Origin of the sequence: Culturomica massiliensis (assembly GCF_900091655.1) — a bacterium.
Classification (GTDB): Bacteria; Bacteroidota; Bacteroidia; order Bacteroidales; family Marinifilaceae; genus Culturomica; species Culturomica massiliensis.
The window spans coordinates 950,504-972,545 of sequence record NZ_LT594621.1 but is presented as its reverse complement, the minus strand read 5'-3'; the positions used below and the strand labels follow the sequence as shown (position 1 = coordinate 972,545).

Below are 22,042 nucleotides of genomic sequence, written 5' to 3'. Positions count from 1 at the left end.
CATCTAAAAGAAAAGGCCTGAATGCTTTTTCTGGGATAAATTTATCCTAATAATAGCCCGGTAAACTTTGAATTAACAAATGAAGACAGCCCGACTCCTCCCATCTCAATTATACTAGGATTTTGATAATTTTGATTGTGAAAAAGAACGAGTTCGCCCGGTAATATTGAGATCCTAAAACCTGTCCTTCAGAATTTGACAATAAAGATGACAAATGATGTGAGAAATTAATGTTTGATGTGTAATATTTTATATCCGCTAGTTCCGGGAAGAATCGATTGCCTCCCGCTGGGGCATTGCTTCATCCGCAGGAATGACTGGATGTCGAATCATTCTGATTTAAAGAATCGGTTGGGTGAATATATTCCGGCCTTAATTTAACAATGATAGCGTTGAATTAAGATGATTACAGGATAAATGATTGTAAACGTGTGAATTTAACTACGATCGGGTCTGGTAATTTATGGAAACGTTTATTTAATTTTTTGATTCTTTACACAATTCTATCGTTATTTCCGTTCCTTTTTGCGGCAGGGTGTAGATGTTTATCGTTGCCCCCAGCAATTCGACTCTCGAACGTACAGTCATAAGTTCTTCTTTACTTTTCGGGGAAGCGATGCCGACACCGTTGTCTGATACGGTGAGTGATAATTTGCTTTCGGATAATATAAGCTGAACATTGATTTCCGTTGCATTGGCATGTTTCAGGGCGTTATTTATCAGTTCTCCGGCAATCCGGTAAAAATTAATTTCGGTCTTTTCATTATATCTCAATTCTTCTCCATAAAAATGGAAATTTACCATATCTGATCCTTTGCAATATTCTTCCAAAACCGGTTTTAGTCCGAACCGGGCCAACGATTCGGGCATGAGGTTATGAGCCAGACGTCGCATTTCCGTAATTGATTTGTCCATAAGGAGAATTGCCTTATCGAGTTTTTGGGATTCCTGAGACATGTTTGTTTTTATTTGTGCCAGATCGAGGCGAACCATTGTAAGCAGTCCCCCCAAGCCGTCGTGTAACTCGCGTGAAAGGCGTCCACGTTCGTGATTTTCGCCGTCGAGCAGAGAAGAAGCGGCTACCAACAGTTTCTCCTGTTCCAGTTTTTTTACCTGTTCTTCTATCCGGATCCGTTTTAATTTCTGATACCTGTTGATCAGTATAAGAATGATAAAAAGAAGAAAAATACCGATACCGCCTACAACGGTAAGTATGAGATATAATTTACGTTCCTCATTTAAAGTAACGATATGTAGCTCTTTTTTTTCTGTTTCATAAGATATCTTTAATTCCTGGATGATATTTTCCCGTTCGAGGGTGTGTAGAGAGTCCCGTTTTGTCTGGTATTGCTTCCGGTAATCCAATGCGCGGTCCAAATCGCCTTTTTCTTCATAAAGCTGTGCCAGTTCGTTCATTAATGCGAGATAAAGTTCGCGGGTATTTACTTTAAGTCCCATTATTTTTTCCATAATGGCAATCGCTTTGTCGTATTTTTTTGCTTTACGGTGAATCAATGCCTGCGTATAATCCGCGTAATAATCATTGCCTCCGGTTTTGTTCACTTTATCGATTGTCGCTTGAGCTTCTTCCAGCCTGTCGTTCAGTATAAGACATTGTGCCAGGTTAATCGATGCGGTGAACCAGGCCTGATTAAAATTTATGGCATTACTGATTGTTATGCATTCCTGAAAATAGGGGATTGCTTTCTTTGTATTTTTGTCAATTGTCATATAGGCGTTCCCGATATTGTTTAAAGCGCGGGCTATACCGACGGAATCATTTTGTTGCTTCGTCATTCCCAGCCAGCGTTCATAAGCTGTAATGGCTTCGCTACTCTTGCCGAGATTGAAATACAGGATACCGATATTGTTTAAGGCCCTGGCAAGTAATTCCGGATTTTTTTCGGTTTCACCGAGATGCAGAGCCTCATACAGGCAATAAGAAGCAGAGTCGTATTGTCCCAAAATATCGAAGGCTATACCTTTTTGTACCAGCACATGCCCCCGGCGAACAGCAAAAGAGTCGGCCTTCAATAAGGGAAGCAATTCATTTGCAACCATAATCATCGAATCCCGGTGTTTTTCCTGATAGTAGTGTTGTATTTTCTTTTCTAAAGCAGATAAACGGGGATTCTCTGTATTTATACCGGTTTTACATCCGGCTAAGGAAAACAGCAAAATTGTCGGAATAAAAAAGAAACTATAATTCATATCGGTCAATATTTTACAAATATAAATAAATATTGGTAGTCGTTAATACCCTAAAAAAGGGGTTTTTAACCGATCGGATTGTTATTACTTTTTTACTTTCTCTGATAGGGGGATAACAGTAAGAAGTGCTTAAAATTGAGAAAGATAACTGCATACTCAAATTTTCACTTATCTTTGTAACAGTCGTAACTGTTACGAGCGTGACGAGAATAAAGAATATGAAGTTTTACAATAGAACCAGTGAGGTAGCAGAATTGAAGCGAATACAAAAGTTATCGTTCACCGAACATTCTTATTGAAATCCTATGGAAGTACATCAATTAAAAGAAGAGATAAAACATTTTATTCAGAATTACACTATTGAGCAAGGGGGGATGATACGAAAAGATCAAAAGGCTATAGAAGCAGATTTGTTATGGGATGCTTCACGCTTTTGGGCTACAGTAATTCACAAAGCCTCACCAATTAGAAAGAAAATGACTTATTCTGAATTTTTGGACTATAAATTACACTATGAAACTCAGAATAATATTGCTATAAACAGTAATAGTTTGTTTGACAGGTTTTGGTTACGGAATGTTTTAGGTTTTGTTGAAATACCGGGTGGGATAAGTTGTTTAATTTATACTTTTGAAAAGATTTCAAAGTTTAAGAATGAATTTCAATTTCTTGATTATCTATATTCCTCACAACCAGAAAAAGTAAAGAGTATAGAGAAAAATCAAATGATACCAATATTAGAGAATTATAACAAAATTAGCAATACAAATATAACTATTGAAAACATTTGGGAGATTAAAGAATTTGAGATTAAAGATAATGTTATTAAGCTAGACAATTTCGAATACTATTATTCTCCATTTTTAACACATTGGGATGATTTACAGTTTATTTTTGATTTACAGAAAATATATAATGCAGGAAATAAAGGACTTAAAATATTAAAAAGTGAGTTTATTCAGATACACGATAATTTTGCTCAATTATTTGCTATTCCCACAATTGAGTCTTTTACTGCACAAAAAATAATTGAATTAATATCCGACGATGTTTATTATATAGATTTTAATAATACAAATATTGCCTATATAGATTTATGGGATAAGGTTGCAGGAATTTATTGGGAGATATTATTAGCTGATTCTACATTCAGTTCAAATCAGGAAAGAATTTTGTCTTATCTATCTAAGATTCTTTATTGCGAAGATTATCCTAATGCCTTATCTCATTGTTCTGGAAAGGCAAAAAGAATTTTTTTAGATGAGTCTTTTTCCCTTATTGAAGGGGAAAAAGACTTAGAGGGTGTTGATGTTGAAATAAGAAAAGTTCGTATCGACTCACCTCACCTCTATGGCATATACGAGATTACTTCTGAGAGATTTATCAATGAATGTAGTTTGAATAATACAGATTTATTTGAATTGTATGATGATGTCTCAAAACTAGAACATAAAGCCCATATAACGTTTCTGCATGATCAAAGGTCGAGAAAATGGATATTTTATCTGTTATGGATTATTATAAAGAACGATTTTGAAGTTGAGAGTAAAGAAGATGAAGACTCAGAAGAAGACAAACGATCCTCTGTGTTTAATTATAAACGAATAGAAAAATTATTATTGTCTTCAAGAGAGAAACCTTCACTTCTCGGCATGATAATAAGAAATATTACGTATCATAGAAGAGAAATTATTCCCTATTTATTGACCAATCAGAATTTTGTATCATTATCTTTTCAAATAATAGATCAGTTCAATTTTCCAAAAGAAGAAAGAGAATTGTTGTCCAATAAGCTATGGACAAAATGTTTGCAACTGGCATTAATAACAATTTCTTCCCCAAATGACAAAGAGATAGCCTCAAAGTTTGTTTTCCAAATATTCAGACAAATCAATAAAAACAAATATAAGCTAAATGCCAATTCGGAAAATATAGTACAGAAAACAGCCCTTAAAGATCGGGAAATGCTGTTGTTGGGTTTAATTGAAAAAAGTCCGAAAAATACACATCGTTATTCCAAAACTATTGAAGAGTTTTTGCTGCCTGCTATTATTAATGAATTATCGCAGTTATTTATTGATTATGACGAAGAAAATATCTATAATGATAGCGTTGTACAACTTCCTTTAATGAAATTAGATGGTTTATCATGGTTGATGAGATGTTCTACTTATTGGAGGTATAAAAAGCAACTTTCCGGATCCGATTTTAATATTCAGCCAATTACACATGGATTTTATAATCTCTATATTGAAACCGTTGAAATAAATGAAATTGAAAAATATGATTTTATCACTCATAAACGCGCAAAGTCCATTCCTATATGGGCTGAAAAGAGAGAAAGAATAAAAATCGTAGATTGGCTTTTTCCTATATGGTTTATTTATAAGAACCGGTTATTAAATAAATTTTTAGAGCCAAGGTTTGATTTTGAATGTGATACTAATTTTTATAATAAACGGAATCGTTTTACTGCTGAAAAGCTAAGGAGTCATATTGCTATTTTATTACAAATACATGAAAAACTTATTTTGCCTACAATACCTTACGGTTTAAAAAAGGAAACACTTAGCCTCATTAAAAAACGTATAGAAGAGAGAATTCTTGAAATACTTGAGGATAATTTGGAAAATAAACCGGAAGAAGGGAAGATAGATATATTTGATTTTAACCAGGAATGGAAGTTTAATACATCGCAAAATGAAGTTTTACTTCCTCAGGTAGCACGAGCGATTAATTATTTTGGCAATAAAGAATCCTTAATAGATATTATCATTAAGTCAAATGATATTATTAAGATACTGACATTCACAGAATATATATCATCTGAAAGTATAAAACAAAGCCTGATAAATAAGGTTAAAGAGGCGGATGTGGATTTATTTCTACGGAATACTGATTGGATTCCAGAAATTCAAACGACATTAACAAAAATAGTTCAATATCCGGAATTAATATCTCAAATTGAAACTGTTATTGATTTTTGGGAAAAAGAGGTTATTGCCAGAAAGACCAAACATAAAGAATATAAAAATGTTTTGTTCCAAACGCAACTTATTCTTGCTTATTTCAAAAACGATGAAAAAGAATTGAATGCTATCCCAATTCCTCCTTACGATGGGGTTATTATAGTTGGTGATATTTCCAATAGCGAGATAAAAAGCTTTTATTTGGCTTTAATTAAAATGAAAGAGTCTCCGGAAATTTCATATAACATCTTTGATCGTCTTATCCGGGCATATCCTAAATATGTAAACATTGCCCTAAACAGGATGGCAGCTAAAATCAGCTTGGCAGAAAAGAGTAAGAATGTTGACTATTATTATGAAGCTCTTGAAGAATGGGAGGAATATAAAAACACAAGGAAAGACATTGATGAAAAAAATCTTGGTACAGCCTTTCTTGCAAATAAAATGCTTATATTGTATGAAACTCAACAATATGAACTACTTAGTGAGATGTTTCTCGATTTGGATTTATTATCTAAAATGAATCCGGAAATCCTCAAAATATATATTGATTCACTCAAAGTACAGGGTAACTATTTCGAAGCATCTAGATTGCAAGAAGAAGCGGAAAAATTTCATAAATACACATTCAGTAGTGATCTGAAGACTGTAAGTAAATTTAATATTGAGGATGAAAAGGTAATTAAAGAGCTGAAGTCTTATTATGACAAAATATTAAACTGTAGCCCTGAATCTCTCATTAAAATATTGCCGGAAAAACTTAATGGTCGGTTAATGGTCAGTGAATTTCTCACAAATGAAATAGCCTTAGCAGCTAGTAAGATGTTGGATAAAATAATGTCTATCTCGGAAATAAAGAATGAAGATAAATACAATGACATTATTGAATTAACCGTTGATTCCCGAATCAATACCTGGGGATGGTTTGTTGATGCACAATCAAGAGGTGGTTTTTCTAATCCCCGCAACAGGTCTACTTCTAAACAACCCGGAGAACGTGATTTGCTAATAATGACAGCAAATAAAACTCCTATAAGCATCTGTGAAGCTTTTATATACAGGGATAAAGCTACAGCAAAAGATCATGTACAAAAGATTTTCAATTATTATCATCAAAAGGAAAATTTTATAATCTTGATTTATAATTTAGATAAAGAAAAATGTGATAATAATTGGAATACTTATTTAAATGAAATTATACCGGAGTCAAATTATCCGGTTAATTATAAATACATATCATGTAAAGAGGTTACAAGTGAATTTGGATATAATAATTCTGAAATAAAAATAGCCCAGTCAATTCATAAAAATAACATAATAATGCACCATATTTTTGTGAATGTTGATTACAGATAATTCCCCAAGAATAGCACTTGGGGACGGGGGTAAAGTGCTATCAAGTGACCATAAAACACTCATTTACTGAATGTAATCTTTATCATGTTAGATTGTAAATTTAAAAACTTTCATCTCTGATCTACAATCGTCAATAAAAAAGAGAATCACGAAAGTGACTCTCTTTTCTGTGGTACCACCTGGAATCGAACCAGGGACACAAGGATTTTCAGTCCTTTGCTCTACCGACTGAGCTATGGCACCTTTGTTTTTTGTGTTTGCAAATATAGAGGTTTCTGCTGAATCTGCCAAATGGTTTTAAGGTTTTCTTTGTTTGAGACGGGTGCAGATATAGATAAGCAACAGCAGCAGAGGTAAGGATGCCATAGGGACGGCAGGGGTTAAAAAGAACCACAGCGGGATACCGATAAGCAGGATGATACCGTAGATGGTCAGATAGAGTTGGAGTAAATAAGACCGTTTTTTCCGGAAGAGGAAAAAGGCTGCTGGCAGATTTAACGGATTGGCCCAAATTAGGTTAAAGTTGGGGGCTGTAATGGGGTGTTCGGTGAAATAGCCCAGAAATATCAATAAGCAGCCTATCAGTCCGGAAGCGATAAAGAGCAAAAAAGCTGTTGTATGAAGTAATTTTCCGGAAGGGAAGCGGATTAATCCGATAATTAACAGAACGGTTCCCAGGGTAAAGATAAAAAACGGGGTGGTGTACCAAGGGGAGTATACGGTTGATTCAGTTGCCTGGTATAAGATAATTTGTTTTTCTGCCAGCATTTTATTTCCATAAGTAGCAGTTTCCAGGCCTTGCATCAGGTAGTCGGGCAGGAACATATATTGGTAAGGAGTAGCTTCCCGGGAACCGGATTGGGCCAATATGGTGTGAATACCCCATTTTACCCAGGGCATGCGATAGAGGTATTCGTCCAACAGATTCCAAAAGCTTTTGTGCATATCCGGCAGATGCCATTCGATGGGTTGCAATATGCTTTTGGCAACGATATCCCTTACCCGGGTGGAACAATTATCGAAAAGAAAATTGTACAGGTAGGTCCGGTTGACCGGTTGATGGTTTTCTACAAGCAGATCGAATAACCGTTGCCGTTGTAAAGAGTCGAGATTCAGGGTTTGTGACCATACACTCCGATTATCGGAAATATACGAATTTATAAAACTTTTATACGAAGTCACCGCCAATTGATACGGGAGTAGGCCCTGTGCGTATTTTATGTAAAAATTATCTGTCTGAAAGTCAAAGGTGCCGTAGTTGAATACGATATCCATGTCTTTTGCCGGATCGCATACCCGTATGGCTGTATGTCCGAATAAGGAATATAATTCGGCGCCGGGCGAGCAGGTCAGGATGCTGATCTTTGTTTGTGAAGACAAATGGAGTGCTTCGGCTTTTATTCCGCTAACAACCAGAATTAAGAGGAAAAGGTTTCGTATGGTTTTCATCAGCTTTTGTTTTTTAGGTCTCGGATGTTTTCCGGGTATTCGATATTATAAAGGAAAAGGGCATTTCCCGGTACGGAAGTTCCTGCATTACACCGGTTTTTCGATTCGATGATTTGCCTTAGTTCCGTTGTATTCATTTTTCCTTGTCCTATTTCGAGCAGGGTACCGACGACAGCACGTACCATATTGCGTAAAAAGCGATTGGCTTTGATGGTAAAAACCAGTTGTTTTCCCGTGTCTTCCCAATAGGCTTCGTATAGGATACAGTCGTTGGTTTTGACGTCGGTGTGCAGTTTAGAGAAACTGGTAAAGTCGGTATATTCAAATAATATCCGGCAAGCTTCATTCATTTTACCGATGTCGGGTAGTGGGTATACTTTCCAGGCAAAATCGCAGGTAAACGGATCTTTTTGTTTATCGATGTAATATTTATAGGTTCGGGAAAGAGCTGAAAAACGGGCATGCATACCGGACTCTACGATATATATATCATAGATCGCGATGGCTTTTCCCGTGATCCGGTTTAATTTATAAACAATTTGCTCCAAGCCGGTCAATGGATCCGCGGTGTCGAAGTGGGCGACATAGAATGAAGCATGTACGCCTGTGTCTGTACGGCCTGCACCGACGACATTGATATCTTCCCGCAACAGTATACTTAATGCCCGATTCAGTTCTTCCTGTACAGTCGGGGTTCCCGGTTGGATTTGCCAACCGTGGTAATTGCTGCCGTTGTATGCGAGTTCGATAAAGTATCTGGGCATAGTATATCGGTAATTAGGAAGGTTATTGTTTTACGGTTTTGGTCAAAAAACGTTTTTGCAGCCATTGCCGGACGGGGTTGTCATATAGTTTTAGACAAGCATAGGCCAGAATTGCTTTGCTACCGAAAAAATAGAACACGGTTCCGATAAACATTCCCATAATAACCATCGGATGTAACCGGATGAGGCGACGTTTGAAAAAATTTCCTAAAGTCATTTTATGCCAACGATCGTCATATGCATAGCCAATAACAAAACCGGAGAGAACGAAAAAGGAATCGACAGCCAGATAACCGTGATTGATAAGTTGTTCGGCTGGTCTGCTGGCGTGAGCTTCAAAAAAGTGGAACAATACGACCAATAATGCGGCTACACCCCGTAATCCGTCAAGTATTTCATAGTAAGGTTTTGAAGTCAGATAGGAAATCGGGGCATTCATAAACAATGTTTTGATTTACGATGCAAAGTTAAAATTCTTTTGTTATTAAATAGTAAAAAGGACGGCAGGCTATTCTGATTTTGAGTTTTATATTCTGGATTTTAAAGACGGATTAGGGATCAAAGTTATTTAAAAATTAAAATTTTTAATTTCAGATAAAGAAGAGGTATGATAACTCATGAGCAGGGGTCCGTTAATCTGTATTATAAGATAGAGGGTTCTTGTTGCCGGCGGAGCCAGAAAAACCCGGGTCAAATATTGGGGCTTGTTAAAAAGATTCCTAATTTTGTAAAAGCTATTTTTTAGAGCCGGAAAATGTTTTTGGAATAAACGATACTTATTGTTTGGGATGATGGATATACAAAACAGTATAAAAGAAATATTGTCGGAGTTACCTGCCGGTGTAAAGTTGGTTGCGGTTTCGAAAACCAAGCCGGTGGAGGATATTCGTCAAGCTTATGAGGTGGGCCAACGGGTCTTTGGTGAAAACCGGCCTCAGGAAATGGCCGTTAAATCTCGTGAACTTCCTCAGGATATCGAATGGCACATGATCGGGCAGTTGCAGGAAAAGAATGTAAAATATATTGCTCCTTTTGTTCGGTTGATTCATTCGGTGGATAGTTTGAAATTGTTACAGAAGATCGACCGGGAAGCGGAAAAGAATGGTAGGATAATCGATTGTCTGTTGGAATTTCACATTGCAGAGGAAATGACGAAGTCCGGTTTATCGTTTGAGGAAGCCCGGCACATTTTGGATAGTGAAGAGTATGCCGGATTGAATCATGTCCGGATTGTCGGTGTTATGGGGATTGCTACTTATACGGACAACCGGGAGCAAATAAGGGCAGAGTTTCACCATCTTAAACAAATATTTGAAAAATTGGAAGTACTGTTTTTTACCGATAAATCGTATTTTAAAGAAATATCGATGGGAATGTCTGAAGATTATAACATAGCTGTTGAAGAAGGGGCTACTATGGTTAGAATCGGGAGTTCGATATTCGGCAGTCGTATTTATAAGTGAAATAAAATACAGAATAATATAAAAATAGAAATATGGCAAATTTAAAAGTGAATTTCGTCGGATTGGAATTGAAGAGTCCGATCATTGCAGGAAGTTGCGGATTGACTTCCGATATTGTAAAGTTACAGGAAATGGAACGGTGCGGAGTCGGTGCGGTGGTATTGAAATCGGTGTTTGAAGAACAGATTATGCAGGAAGCCAGCCAGTCTATCAGTGATGCCGGTTATCCGGAAGAGGAAGATTATGTCCGGAACTATGTGCGGGCACATACCCTGAATCAATATATCGGTTTAATCAAAGCTGCCAAAAGTACATTGAAAATTCCGGTTATTGCGAGTATCAATTGTGTGAGGGACGGTGAATGGGTGGATTTTGCCTGTCAGCTTGAGAATGCCGGGGCAGATGCCATCGAACTGAATGCTTTTATTTTACCTTTGGATGAGTTTGCTGAGAGTACAGATGTTGAGAATATGTATTTCAATATAGTTAAGCATGTCAAATCACAGATAAAGATACCGGTGATTATGAAATTGAGTCATTATTTCACTAATCTGCCGGCTTTTATCAGTAAATTAAAAGCATACGGAGCTGATGCTGTGACTCTTTTCAACCGTTTTTACGAACCGGACATTAATATAGAAAATGAGACAGTCGGGGCGGCTTCTGTATTCAGTATGCCGACGGATTTGCGTACAACTTTGCGCTGGACGGGAATATTGGCAGGAAAAGATCCGTTGTTGCAGATTTCAGCTTCAACGGGGGTCCACAGCGGAGAAGCGGTTGTTAAATTATTATTGGCCGGAGCGACGACGGTACAGGTGTGTTCCGAAATGTATGAGAGCGGTATTTCTTCATTGGCTGTGATGAATCGTTTTTTATCTTCCTGGATGGTCGATAAGTCTTATCAAACCATTGAAGATTTCCGTCGGAAGTTGTCATATGCAGAAGTAGACAATGCTTCCCGTTACGAAAGGGCGCAGTTTATGAAATATTTCAGTAGCCGGGAATAGTTTTGTAGGAAAAGGAATAATTGGCCTAATTTTAGAAGATTATGAAGTATTGGATGTTATTATGGGTAGTGTGCATTTTCGGATGTTCCGGAAACAGATATCCGGATATACCTCAAGAGTATCATAAATTGTTGGATAAGGCATTTGCCCGGGCAGGGGAAAATGTCATAGAACTCAATAAAGCCATAGACTCTTGCGATGTCCGCTATAAAGAAGGTATGGCATTTCTGATTGCTTATATGCCCGAGCAGGATTTAAAGACGTTGAAGGCTGGTTTTTTGCTGAATAATGTTGATTATGCCTACATGGTCAAAGAGCAGTTTCCCTGGACCAGGACTTTACCCGACAGCATCTTTTTCAATGAAGTTCTGCCGTATGCCTGTCTGAATGAAACGCGGGATGAATGGCGGGCTGATTTTTACGGTCGTTTTTTACAATATGTAGCTTCCTGTGAAACGATAGAGGAAGCCATCGATTCGGTGAATCGTAATATCCGGGATGAGTTGAAAGTGGATTATAATACGAAACGGGAAAAACCGGACCAAAGTCCTTATGAATCGATGCGGCAGGGCATGGCTTCCTGCAGTGGTTTGTCGATATTGCTGGTCGATGCTTTCCGGTCGGTAGGTATTCCGGCCCGTGTTGCCGGCACACCTAATTGGCATGACAACCGGGGCAATCACAATTGGTGTGAGGTGTGGATAAACGGACAATGGTATTTTACAGAGTATTACCCGAATGCCTTGAATAAAGCCTGGTTTTTCGCCGATGCCGGCAAGGCTGATAAAGCGGATCCGCAACATGCCATATATGCTTCTTCTTATAAGCCTGCTGATACTTATTTTCCTTTGGTGTGGGATGAGAGCATCCGTTATGTAAATGCGGAAAATGTGACAGACCGTTATGTAAATCTGTATAAGGAATACCTGACTTCTGTAAAAGGGGACGGTAATCATATCCCTTTAAAGTTGATGATGTTCAAAACAGCGCAGTGTACGGAAAATTCGGATGACAGGGTGGCTGCCAATGTCGATGTATTTTGCGGTAAGGAGCAGGTAGGAGGAGGCCGGACTTCCGGCCCGGAACAGGATATGAATGATGTATTGGAGTTTTTACTGGAAAAGAATAAAACGTATACCTTTAAGTATACGACGACTATGGGCAAGGACAGTGTTGTGGACGTAAAGGTGGGCGAATATCCGGTAGAAGTAAGATTATATATGGAATAATTCGGTGTGATACAAACATTAAAAAACTGGATGCTTCCGATAGCTATGCTAACGGGAGCATTATTTCATTCTTATATCGGGCTTTTGTCATTTATGACTCCGACTTTGATTTTTTGTATGCTTTTTCTGACATTTTGTAAGATTTCGCCGAAGCATATGAGATTCACACGCCTTCACATCTGGTTGTTGCTGATACAACTATGTGGAAGTTTGCTGGTATATGGAGCAATATCCCCTTTTAATCGGGAGATTGCGCAAGGCATACTGATATGTATTTTAGCTCCTACAGCTACCGCAGCTGCCGTTATTACCGGTATGTTGGGAGGAAGTGTTGCTTTTCTGGCCGGTTTTGTCTTTTTGAGTAATGTCGCGGTAGCTTTGGCAGCTCCTGTCATTTTTTCATTTTTGGGGACGAACAGTACGTTGCCTTTCTGGGAGTCTTTCGGATATATCGGACGGCAGGTTGTTCCTTTATTGATTTTTCCGTTGTTCGGCGCCTGGTTGGTGCAATATTTGTTACCCCGTTTTCACAGGTGGCTGTTGTCGGTACAGATATTGGCTTTTTATATGTGGTCGTTGGCATTGACGATTGTAACCGGCCGTACCGTAACCTTTTTGCTGGAGCAACCCGATCCTCATTATGCCAACGAAGTTTTGCTGGCATTGTTGGCATTGGGCGTTTGTATTTGCCAGTTTTGGCTGGGACGCCGGATGGGTAAAAAGTACGGTAATACGATTGCAGGCGGTCAGGGATTGGGACAGAAAAATACCATTCTGGCGATTTGGATGTCACAGATTTATCTTTGTCCGACAGCAGCCGTCGGACCTGCTGCCTATGTGTTGTGGCAAAATATAATTAATAGTTGGCAATTGTGGAAAAAGAGAAAGAGTGAGATAAAACAATAAGTATAAAATTTTGATATATAGTGTTTTGTATTTATTTGCTTCGATTTCAGTTAGTTCTCCTATTTTTTTATTTAGTTAAAAAATACATTTGTTCTGCTACTATTTTGTTATTTGTATTCGTTGGAATAATAAAATAAATGGTTATAACTTGTATCGGTAATTTTCTTTTTTGGCAGGCTTGCAATAATTCAAAATTAAGTCTTTTCAGCATTCAGATTAATTTCCTACATTTATAGCCACGTGAAAAATGATGTATGTGAATAACGAACGAAAGAGATTCGGAAAGATACACATAAATATGTTAAAATTATAATGATGAAAACACTTGGGAAGGCTATTTTTTATCTGTTGAACTTTGCTTTGTATCATGTTCTGATGTGGTGGGCGGTCAATAAAATGTGTGCTGGACTGATAGCTGCCGGTGTTGAATATTGGATACTTTTTGCTGTGCTCATTTTTTTAGGCGTAAGTACTTTCAGCTATTTGCTGGCACATTATTTTTGGGATAATTGCTATTGGGGAATGTTCTTTAAAAATATAGGTATGTTTCTTTTGGCTTTATTTGTCACTTATTTAAGAATGGTTTGTTATGATCTGTAATTATCAGGATGATTCTTTATTTGTATAAGGAAAAGGAGCGGAATATCGTTTATACGGAATTATAAAATAGTGAATTATAGATATAAAACATTTAATAAATGATTGAAATTAAAAGAAAAGGATCAAGATCAATCAAAGAGATACCTGCAACTATTTTGGAACAACTGAACCGTGGTGAAATAGAATCTGCTAATCTGGTGGAGTTTTTGGGTGTTGATCGGAAAATTTTGCTTGAAAACTTATTAATGCAATGCGGTAGAAAAAAATACCTGGAACCGATTTTGAAACGACTGGACAAGCTGGAAAAACAAACTCCCAAGACGGTTTATGAAACAATTGCAATGGGGATTTATGAACAGATAAGGGCTCATCATGACAGTGATCTTTTATTTACTATTTCAAGACACCGCTCAGATATCGTCAGATGTTGGGCAACTTACATTATAGGAAAAAATACAGAATTGAGTGTACAGCAAATGCTTTAGGCAATAAGGCCATTTGCTGCCGACAGACATTTTAATGTCAGGGAATATGCTTGGGTTGATGTGAGAAAAACTATCGTACAAAATTTGCCCGAAAGTATTGCAATATTATCGGTATGAGCAACAGACGGTGATGAAAATATAAGGCGGTTTGCAAGCGAAGTAACCAGACCGCGGGGGGTGTGGTGCGAACATATTGAAATCCTGAAACAAAATCCGGAATTGGGATTGCCTATATTGGAACCATTGAAATCCGACACCTCCAGATATGTTCAGAATAGTGTCGGAAATTGGTTGAATGACGCAAGCAAGACACGACCTGAATTTGTCGGAGAACTTTGTAAACATTGGGAGAAAGAAAGTGACACAAAAGAAACACAATATATCATTAAAAGAGCTTTAAGAACGATTGTCAAATAGTTTTCAAGGAAAAGATACTTATGGAGCAAAAATATGTCGTATCGGAAAAATGGGAAAAAAGTAATCCTGATCCGATAATACTGCAAAAGGAGGATATTGTTCGGATAGAGATGGAACAATCTGTAAAGAAAACAGCCCGTATTGAAGTTGTGGACGCCTTGCGGGGATTTGCTGTAATGGCTATTATTTTAGTGCATAACCTGGAACATTTTATTTTTCCCGTTTATCCGACTGCTGCGCCCGCCTGGTTGAGCGTTTTGGATCAAGGTGTCTTTCATATCATATTTTCTTTATTTGCCGGTAAGGCTTATGCTATTTTTGCATTATTATTCGGATTTACATTTTATATCCAATGCGATAATCAAAGGAAAAGAGGGAAAGATTTCGGATATCGTTTTTTATGGAGATTGGTATTATTGGTGGGATTCGCCACATTGAATGCAGCTTTCTTTCCAGCAGGCGACGTATTGCTGCTGTTTGCTGTTGTCGGAATCGTATTGTTTCTGACTCGCAATTGGAGTGATAAGGCTGTATTGATTACTGCGGTAATTTTTTTGTTACAGCCTGTTGAATGGTATCATTATGTAGCCGGCCTTATCAATCCGGATTATAAGATGCCTGATCTGGGCGTAGGAGCGATGTATGGAGAAGTTGCAGAATATACTAAATCCGGAAATTTTTGTAAATTTATTTGGGGTAATATTACGTTAGGGCAAAAAGCCAGTTTGTTATGGGCTGTAGGAGCGGGGCGTATTTTGCAGACTGCCGGACTGTTTTTGCTGGGTTTCTACATCGGCAGGAAACAACTTTTTATAAACGGTGAAAAAAATATCCGTTTTTGGATAAAAGTGCTTATCATCGGTGCCGTTTTTTTCGCACCGTTATACCAGTTGAAAGAAGTGGTTATGGAAAATAACACATCGATACAGCAAACCGTTGGAACGGCATTCGATATGTGGCAGAAGTTGGCATTTACCTTTGTGTTGATCGCCTCTTTTGTATTGCTTTATCAGAATGAAAAATTTCGTAAAACCGTTTCGGGTTTGTGTTTTTATGGTAAAATGAGTCTTACCAATTACATTACACAATCCCTGTTGGGAGCCTTTGTTTATTTTCCTTTCGGACTTTATCTTGCCCCTTATTGCGGATATACTTTCAGTTTATTTATCGGTCTTATTTTGTTTGTTTTACAGGTACAATTTTGCAAATGGTGGTTGAACAGGCATAAACAAGGGCCGTTGGAAGCTATCTGGCATAAATGGACATGGCTGTATTCAAGAAGTAAATAAGAAATCCGGAGTGACTGTATGTGGAAAATACTCCTCGTCGTGCTAGTTAGCCGCAAATTGGAGTAACGGTTGTTTGTTTAATCCTTTTAATGTTTTTTCCATTGTAAAAGTAAAAATACCAGTCCCGGAATAAAGATAATCAGTGCTGTCACTTGTAATGCCGCGGAGAGGGAATAGGCATCGCTGAGCCATCCGATAAAAGGGGCCATTGCAGCAAACAATAAGCGAATGATGAAATTACGAATGGAAAGTACCGTCGCCCGCATTTCTGAGAAAGTCTGCTTGTTGATATAGCCTTTCAGGATGGGAGTGGCAAAGCCTCTGACGATGTAGAAGAGAAAAAGCAGGAACAGACCGAAATAACTGATATTATAAGCTACCAGGAGGTAACCGCCGGAGATGAATATCAAAATCAACAGATAGGTCCGGTTCTCTCCCAATAATCGGTTTAATTTATCGGAATATAAAGCAGCTATTCCTACTGTCATGTTTAAGACGGTCCATATAATACCGTATAGTGTGGTCGGCGTATCGATGGCCATCAGTATCGGTTGAACGAACCAGGCCATTGTCAGGGTTGCGGCACCGATGATTCCGGAGAACATGATATCGTAACACAGGTTTTTATTGGTGATCAGGGAATAACGGATAATGTGTAAAATATTGGCAACCGGATTGGTTACTTTGACCCGGGTGGAATAATCTTTTAACATCAGGGCTGCCGGTATTCCGATAAAAGCAATAAGTGTCTGGCAATAGAAAGGGAGACGGAGAGAATAAGCTGCCAGAAAGCCACTGACCAAACCCGCACCGGCTTCTGAAAAATTCCCGATCATAGTAACTTTTCCTTCGTATTTGAGGTATTCGTCTTCCCGCCGATTGCCGAGCATGGTGTCGTACAGCAGGGCCGAATCAGCCCCTGAAACCATGCTTTGTCCCGTTCCTAACAGCACTTCAGCTAAAAAGAAAGCTCCTAAGGTGTAGGAAAAAGAATAACAAAGAAAGCCCCCGAAAGCTAACGTACAACCTAAAATCAAAGTATTCCGGCGTCCCCAGGCATCGGCCAGGTAACCGGCCGGAATTTCGAAAGCGACGACTGCAATGGAATACACGCTCTTCAAAAGAAATATATCTTTTAGATTCAGGCCGTTTTCTTCGTAGAAAAGTACGATGACAGGCATGACCAAGGTAAACCATTTGGAAACCTTTATCAGATATAAGGCGATCAGATTTCTTTTGAGAGACACAGATAGCAGTATTTTTGATTCTGTCGGACAAAGGTAGAATTTAATTGTAAATTTTAGATTTTAAATTCTCAATTAAATCCTTTTGAGAATAAGAATACTGCTTATAAGACAAACCCGGTAATGGGAGGGACCGGTATCGTTGTTTTGGCTTTTGTGAAAAAATGCACAAAAGAGAATAAAATGTGCAAGATTCTTTTGGTTTTAAATAAATTCATATATTTTTGTTACACATTATAACTAATATACAGCTAAAAACTATGAAAATCGAAAAAATCAGTGATATTTATGAATCACTAAAACAGAATGCCAATAAAAAACGTCTGGTGGTGTCTTATGCTAATGACAGTCATTCGATCGAGGCTGCTTATAAGGCTGTAAAGATGGGATTGATAGAAGCGATATTGATCGGGGATGAGAAAGAAGTCAGGAATGTATGTGCGGAATTGGGTTATGATGCGGGGTGCTTTAAAATGATACATGAGCCCAACGATATAAAAGCTGCTCAAAAAGCGGTAGAATTGGTTCGGGAGGGACAAGCCGATGTGATTATGAAAGGCTTGGTCAGTACGGACAAATATATGCGTGCTATATTGAATAAGGAAAAAGGTTTGGTAGATCCGAATACGATATTGTCTCATGTGACGGTGATGGAATGTCCGGGGTATCATAAATTATTGGTGATAAGTGATGTCGCTGTTATTCCGGCGCCTGATCTGAATCAAAAGATTGCGATGATCAAATATGTGACCCTGACTGCTAAAGCGTTGGGGATAGAGTGTCCGAAAGTTGCTTTGGTGACTCCGACAGAGCAGGTATTGCCCAAGGTGCAGTCGACGGTGGATGCTGCAATCTTATCCAAAATGGCGGAGCGGGGACAAATTTGTTCTTCTGTGATCGTGGACGGTCCGATGGCTCTGGATGTTGCCATTGACCGGGAAGCAGCGCAGATCAAGAAAGTACATTCATTAGTTGCCGGAGATGCGGATTGTTTGGTATTCCCGAATCTGGAAGCCGGAAATGTATTTTATAAGACCAATACCAAAATCTGTAAGTCTAATCAGGGGGCTATTTTGGTCGGAGCCAAAGTACCGAGTGTATTGTCTTCCAGGGGAGATAGCGTGGAAACCAAATTAAATTCCATTGCTTTGGCGGCTTTGTTGGCGTAAAATCGTTCAAAATAATACAAAAATAGAAGAGGGAGCGATCAAGCTCCCTCTTGTTTTGGGTATATATCCTTAGTAAACATTAGTTGATTGTGCTACCAGATTTTCCAGCAAATCCTGCATTTTTTCAATGATCGGGCTATCCATATTGTAATTTAAAGCCATTTGTTCCATTTGCGGGAAAGTAACCCATACACTGCCGTTTTTATCTTCCCATACTGAAATTTTCAGAGGTAATTCAATGGAGATACTCGGATTGTCCTGCATCAGTTTGGTACCTACTTTGGGGGAACCGAAAACAATGACCTGGTTTGGCCGGAGTTCCAGCCCGACTTCTGCTGCATTTTTGCCGTGATCGAATATGGCGAATACGGGAATTCCCATTGCTTTGATGTTTTGATTTAATTTTGCCATTGTTTCGGGTACACTGAACTGGCTTTCATAGGTATAGAGTATGTTGTCATTTGCTCCCGTACCCATTTTCCCATTGTCGAATGCCGCAGCGATACGGCGTGCCAGATTTGTCAAATCTACTCCTTCTTTATTGGCCAGTAAAGTGACGCATACCAGTTCGGAGGGATCCGTAAACCGGCTTAGGAATGCCGAGTGTCCGGGAACATTGCCTTTGATGTCCATCAATCCTTTGTGATGGTAGAATTGCCAACCGGCCATTGCAGGTACTGTTTTACCGTTTGTCAGTTTGGTCGGTTCATAGATCAATGCCCGGTTTTCAGGTTTGGCGATCAGGATACTGCCGGCCAGTGCAATGTCCCAGTGGCTTACGTCTTCTGCGGAGGCCCATAAGTCGGAAAAACCTTTCATTGCTGCTCCGTTTAAAGGGGCTACCTTTTCCAATTTGCCTTCTTTGTCCCGGTAGCCTGTCGATGTTTCCAGTGGGTCGATGTAGTCTTTGTCATGTTTAAAAGCCTGGTGTAAATTACGGCTTGCTCCTATATTTTCTTGTTTTACTTTGGACAAATCTTCGTCGAAATAGGTTTCCTTCATTCCCAAATAATCGATTTGATTCTTTTTTACGAATTCGTGATAGGGCATTTTTGCTACTTTTTCAATTATTGAAGTCAATAACAGAAAATTAGTGGCACTTTGCTTTACTTCTGTTCCAGGGGTAAAGGCCAGAGGTGCTGATTCGACCATGGCAATCAGTTCGGCAGGAGTATAGGCTTTCGAGGCCGTAAATCCGCTTTGTTTTCTGTAATCAGCAATCCCGGAACTGTGCTGCATTAATTGGAGGACGGTAATGTCTTTCCAATTTTCAGAAATATCCTTCAGATATTTGCTGATTTTGTCGTCCGGATTTAATTTTCCTTTTTCATACAATTGCATCACTGCAACAGCGGTGAATCCTTGTGAAATAGGACCGATCGGCCAAATGGTTTTCGGACTGGCCAGATTTCCCTTTTCGATATCCGTTATTCCGTATCCGACGACACGCGGTATATAGGGGGCTTGTACAATAGCCAGAGTCATTCCGGGAATACCTTGTTCTTCCATAAATTCATAAATCATTTGGTCTATGGATTTTCCCTGGTAAGCAACCTGTACATTGCCTCTGCCTTGTTGAGGTAATTGATTTTCATATTTCTTCATATCCATTTTTCCCGTTTGCGCTAATATCGTTCCCGAAATCAGCAGTTCTACAAATAAAAACAAGCTTTTTCTCATACTATTCGGTTTTCGTTGATTAATTTTATTCAAAGATAACCGGAAACATTCCGGGAATAAATGGCTATAATTCATTTAAAGTATACCATTTATCCCGAAGCTCTTTTTTGATTAATTATTATGTACGGGAGTTGCATTTATTCCAGAGTCCCGTTTTCTGCTTTTTTAATCATATCTGAATTTGCCGTGATGTAAACTTCCACGCGGCGGTTTTGGGCACGGCCTTCGGCTGTACTGTTGTCGGCAACCGGTTGGTCGTAAGCTAATCCTTCGGTGGTAATCCGGGAACGGTTGATTCCGTTTCCGACCAGAAAATTAGCTACGGCGTCGGCTCTTTCTTTCGATAGTTTTTCGTTGACGGCCCGGCTACCAGTGTTGTCCGTATGCCCGTAGATCGTAATGTCCGTATCCGGCGAATTTTTCAGGGATGTTGCGAATTTTGTCAGGGCTGTACGTGCTGAGGGACTCAACTCGCTTTTATTAGTCGCAAACAGGATGCCGTTATCGAAGGTTACTTTAAGGGCTTGTAAATTATTGACATCGGTAACACTTTCTACCTTGGCTTCCTGAATTTTCTCCAGTTCTTTTTTCTGTTTGTCCATTCTCCGGCCGATTAAGGCCCCTGTACCCGAACCGACGGCAGCTCCTACAGCGGCTCCGATCAATGCTCCTTTTCCTTTTCCGGCTAATGCTCCGATTCCAGCTCCCAGGGCTGCACCACCGCCGGCTCCGATCATCGCTCCTTTGCCGGTATTACTCATACTTGCACATCCCGGAAATACCGATCCGGAGAATACGATACAGCTTCCTAAAAAGAGTGCTGTAAAAAGTTTTCCTGTTTTCATGTTTTTGGCGTTTATTTTCCTTCTTGTTTACGGAATATGTGGCTGCCGAGTTTAAAAACAGATTTTAATTGTAGGTTGAAAATCAGAGTAAATGTTGGATTTATTAACCGGAGTTTGTGATCATTGATTTTATCTTAAAATAAATTAGAGCAATCTCACAAACTTGAGATATTTATGGACTGATTTTTATATTTTTGCGATTGTATTTGCTGTAATGCAAAAAACAGAAATTAAACCAGGAGAATCTCGGATCGTTATTATTTAAGATTTCTCATTTAAAATATATAAGCATGTCGGTGTATTTTATCAGTGGTATCGATACGGATGCCGGAAAATCTATTGTTACGGGAGTAATAGCCCGGACACTATTGAAAAAAGGAGTAAAGGTCATTACACAGAAGTTTATCCAGACGGGATGCCGGGGAATATCGGAGGATATATTGAAACACCGGGAGATTATGGGCATAGAGCCACAGGAAGTGGATAAGGACGGAACAACCTGTCCTTATGTTATGACCTATCCGGCTTCGCCACATTTAGCGGCAGAAATTGATAAGATAACTATCGATACGGCAATCATTCACCGGTCAACCGAAAAATTGACTGCATTATACGATAAGGTATTATTGGAGGGAGCCGGGGGATTATTCGTTCCGGTCAACCGTCATTACCTGACAATCGATTATGTACAGGATAACGGTTATCCGTTGATATTAGTGGCTTCTTCCAAATTAGGCAGTATCAATCATACTTTAATGAGTCTGGAGTTATGCCGCCTGCGGGGAATTGATGTGAAATATGTCGTATATAACGATTTCCCCAATGACAGTGAAATCATAAAAAACGATTCGATTACGATCATCCGTCAGTATCTGGATGACCATTTTCCCAAATGTAAATTATTGGAATTACCTGTCATAGAAGGAAATAAATGGCCGGAACTCTATATCGGTTGA

General features: G+C 38.7%; 17 protein-coding genes, 1 tRNA gene and 1 pseudogene. 11 read left to right on the top strand and 8 right to left on the bottom strand.

Translation table 11 applies throughout. The features are described 5' to 3' along the window. Nucleotides 1–477: 477 nt before the first annotated feature. A complete protein-coding gene (locus BN8908_RS05255) occupies nt 478–2,211 on the bottom strand; it encodes a tetratricopeptide repeat-containing sensor histidine kinase (RefSeq protein WP_068689537.1) in 1,734 nt (577 codons plus the stop codon). A 305-nt stretch (nt 2,212–2,516) separates the two neighbouring features. Between BN8908_RS05255 and BN8908_RS05250 the strand changes: the two genes are divergently transcribed. Next, entirely contained in the window at nt 2,517–6,536 is a 4,020-nt protein-coding gene (locus BN8908_RS05250) for a hypothetical protein (RefSeq protein ID WP_068689535.1), read from the top strand. Between the two features lie 170 nt (nt 6,537–6,706). On the opposite strand, the gene BN8908_RS05245 is transcribed toward BN8908_RS05250, so the two are convergent. The 4 genes and pseudogenes from BN8908_RS05245 to BN8908_RS05230 form a co-directional block, all read right to left on the bottom strand. Next, nucleotides 6,707–6,779 (bottom strand) — tRNA-Phe (locus tag BN8908_RS05245). Between the two features lie 54 nt (nt 6,780–6,833). Then, nucleotides 6,834–7,985: a lipoprotein N-acyltransferase Lnb domain-containing protein gene (locus BN8908_RS05240; protein ID WP_068689533.1), complete on the bottom strand. Its 1,152-nt coding sequence runs from the start codon at nt 7,983–7,985 to the stop codon at nt 6,834–6,836. After that, the gene (gene truA, locus BN8908_RS05235; RefSeq protein WP_068689530.1) at nt 7,985–8,749 is read right to left on the bottom strand and encodes a tRNA pseudouridine(38-40) synthase TruA; all 765 of its coding nucleotides are present in this window, start codon (nt 8,747–8,749) and stop codon (nt 7,985–7,987) included. Before truA ends, BN8908_RS05240 begins: the two co-directional genes overlap by 1 nt. Before the next feature lie 124 nt (nt 8,750–8,873). Beyond that, nucleotides 8,874–9,188: pseudogene (locus tag BN8908_RS05230) on the bottom strand (acyltransferase family protein); the annotation flags it as partial. A 352-nt stretch (nt 9,189–9,540) separates the two neighbouring features. Between BN8908_RS05230 and BN8908_RS05225 the strand changes: the two are divergent. The 8 genes from BN8908_RS05225 (at nt 9,541) to BN8908_RS05195 (ending at nt 16,148) form a co-directional block, all read left to right on the top strand. Further along, complete coding sequence (locus tag BN8908_RS05225) at nt 9,541–10,212, top strand: YggS family pyridoxal phosphate-dependent enzyme (protein WP_068692126.1); 672 nt, start codon at nt 9,541–9,543, stop codon at nt 10,210–10,212. A 32-nt stretch (nt 10,213–10,244) separates the two neighbouring features. After that, nucleotides 10,245–11,222, top strand: coding sequence for a dihydroorotate dehydrogenase-like protein (locus tag BN8908_RS05220; RefSeq protein ID WP_021988776.1), 978 nt, complete (start codon nt 10,245–10,247; stop codon nt 11,220–11,222). A 41-nt stretch (nt 11,223–11,263) separates the two neighbouring features. Beyond that, nucleotides 11,264–12,451: a transglutaminase-like domain-containing protein gene (locus tag BN8908_RS05215; protein WP_068689529.1), complete on the top strand. Its 1,188-nt coding sequence runs from the start codon at nt 11,264–11,266 to the stop codon at nt 12,449–12,451. A gap of 156 nt (nt 12,452–12,607) precedes the next feature. Next, nucleotides 12,608–13,357, top strand: coding sequence for a transporter (locus tag BN8908_RS05210; RefSeq protein ID WP_316245205.1), 750 nt, complete (start codon nt 12,608–12,610; stop codon nt 13,355–13,357). 315 nt (nt 13,358–13,672) lie between these two features. Further along, the gene (locus tag BN8908_RS05205) at nt 13,673–13,957 is read left to right on the top strand and encodes a hypothetical protein (RefSeq protein WP_068692124.1); all 285 of its coding nucleotides are present in this window, start codon (nt 13,673–13,675) and stop codon (nt 13,955–13,957) included. 98 nt (nt 13,958–14,055) lie between these two features. Further along, complete coding sequence (locus BN8908_RS18905; RefSeq protein ID WP_235837411.1) at nt 14,056–14,442, top strand: hypothetical protein; 387 nt, start codon at nt 14,056–14,058, stop codon at nt 14,440–14,442. A 177-nt stretch (nt 14,443–14,619) separates the two neighbouring features. Next, entirely contained in the window at nt 14,620–14,859 is a 240-nt protein-coding gene (locus BN8908_RS18900; protein WP_235837410.1) for a hypothetical protein, read from the top strand. Between the two features lie 110 nt (nt 14,860–14,969). Beyond that, nucleotides 14,970–16,148 (top strand): DUF418 domain-containing protein, encoded by a 1,179-nt coding sequence (locus tag BN8908_RS05195; RefSeq protein ID WP_068692122.1) that lies wholly within the window; start codon nt 14,970–14,972, stop codon nt 16,146–16,148. 86 nt (nt 16,149–16,234) lie between these two features. Here BN8908_RS05195 and BN8908_RS05190 read toward each other — a convergent pair whose 3' ends face one another. Beyond that, nucleotides 16,235–17,329 (bottom strand): MFS transporter, encoded by a 1,095-nt coding sequence (locus tag BN8908_RS05190; protein WP_068692120.1) that lies wholly within the window; start codon nt 17,327–17,329, stop codon nt 16,235–16,237. Between the two features lie 323 nt (nt 17,330–17,652). On the opposite strand from BN8908_RS05190, the gene BN8908_RS05185 reads away from it, so the two are divergent. Continuing rightward, entirely contained in the window at nt 17,653–18,561 is a 909-nt protein-coding gene (locus BN8908_RS05185) for a bifunctional enoyl-CoA hydratase/phosphate acetyltransferase (RefSeq protein WP_021988769.1), read from the top strand. Between the two features lie 69 nt (nt 18,562–18,630). Here BN8908_RS05185 and BN8908_RS05180 read toward each other — a convergent pair whose 3' ends face one another. Then, nucleotides 18,631–20,241 carry a serine hydrolase gene (locus BN8908_RS05180; protein WP_068692118.1) on the bottom strand — a complete coding sequence of 537 codons (1,611 nt, stop codon included), beginning with the start codon at nt 20,239–20,241 and terminating at the stop codon, nt 18,631–18,633. Nucleotides 20,242–20,378: 137 nt separating this feature from the next. Further along, nucleotides 20,379–21,086 (bottom strand): YiaD family glycine zipper/OmpA-like lipoprotein, encoded by a 708-nt coding sequence (locus BN8908_RS05175; protein ID WP_021988767.1) that lies wholly within the window; start codon nt 21,084–21,086, stop codon nt 20,379–20,381. Nucleotides 21,087–21,376: 290 nt separating this feature from the next. Between BN8908_RS05175 and bioD the strand changes: the two genes are divergently transcribed. Further along, nucleotides 21,377–22,042, top strand: coding sequence for a dethiobiotin synthase (gene bioD, locus BN8908_RS05170; RefSeq protein ID WP_021988766.1), 666 nt, complete (start codon nt 21,377–21,379; stop codon nt 22,040–22,042).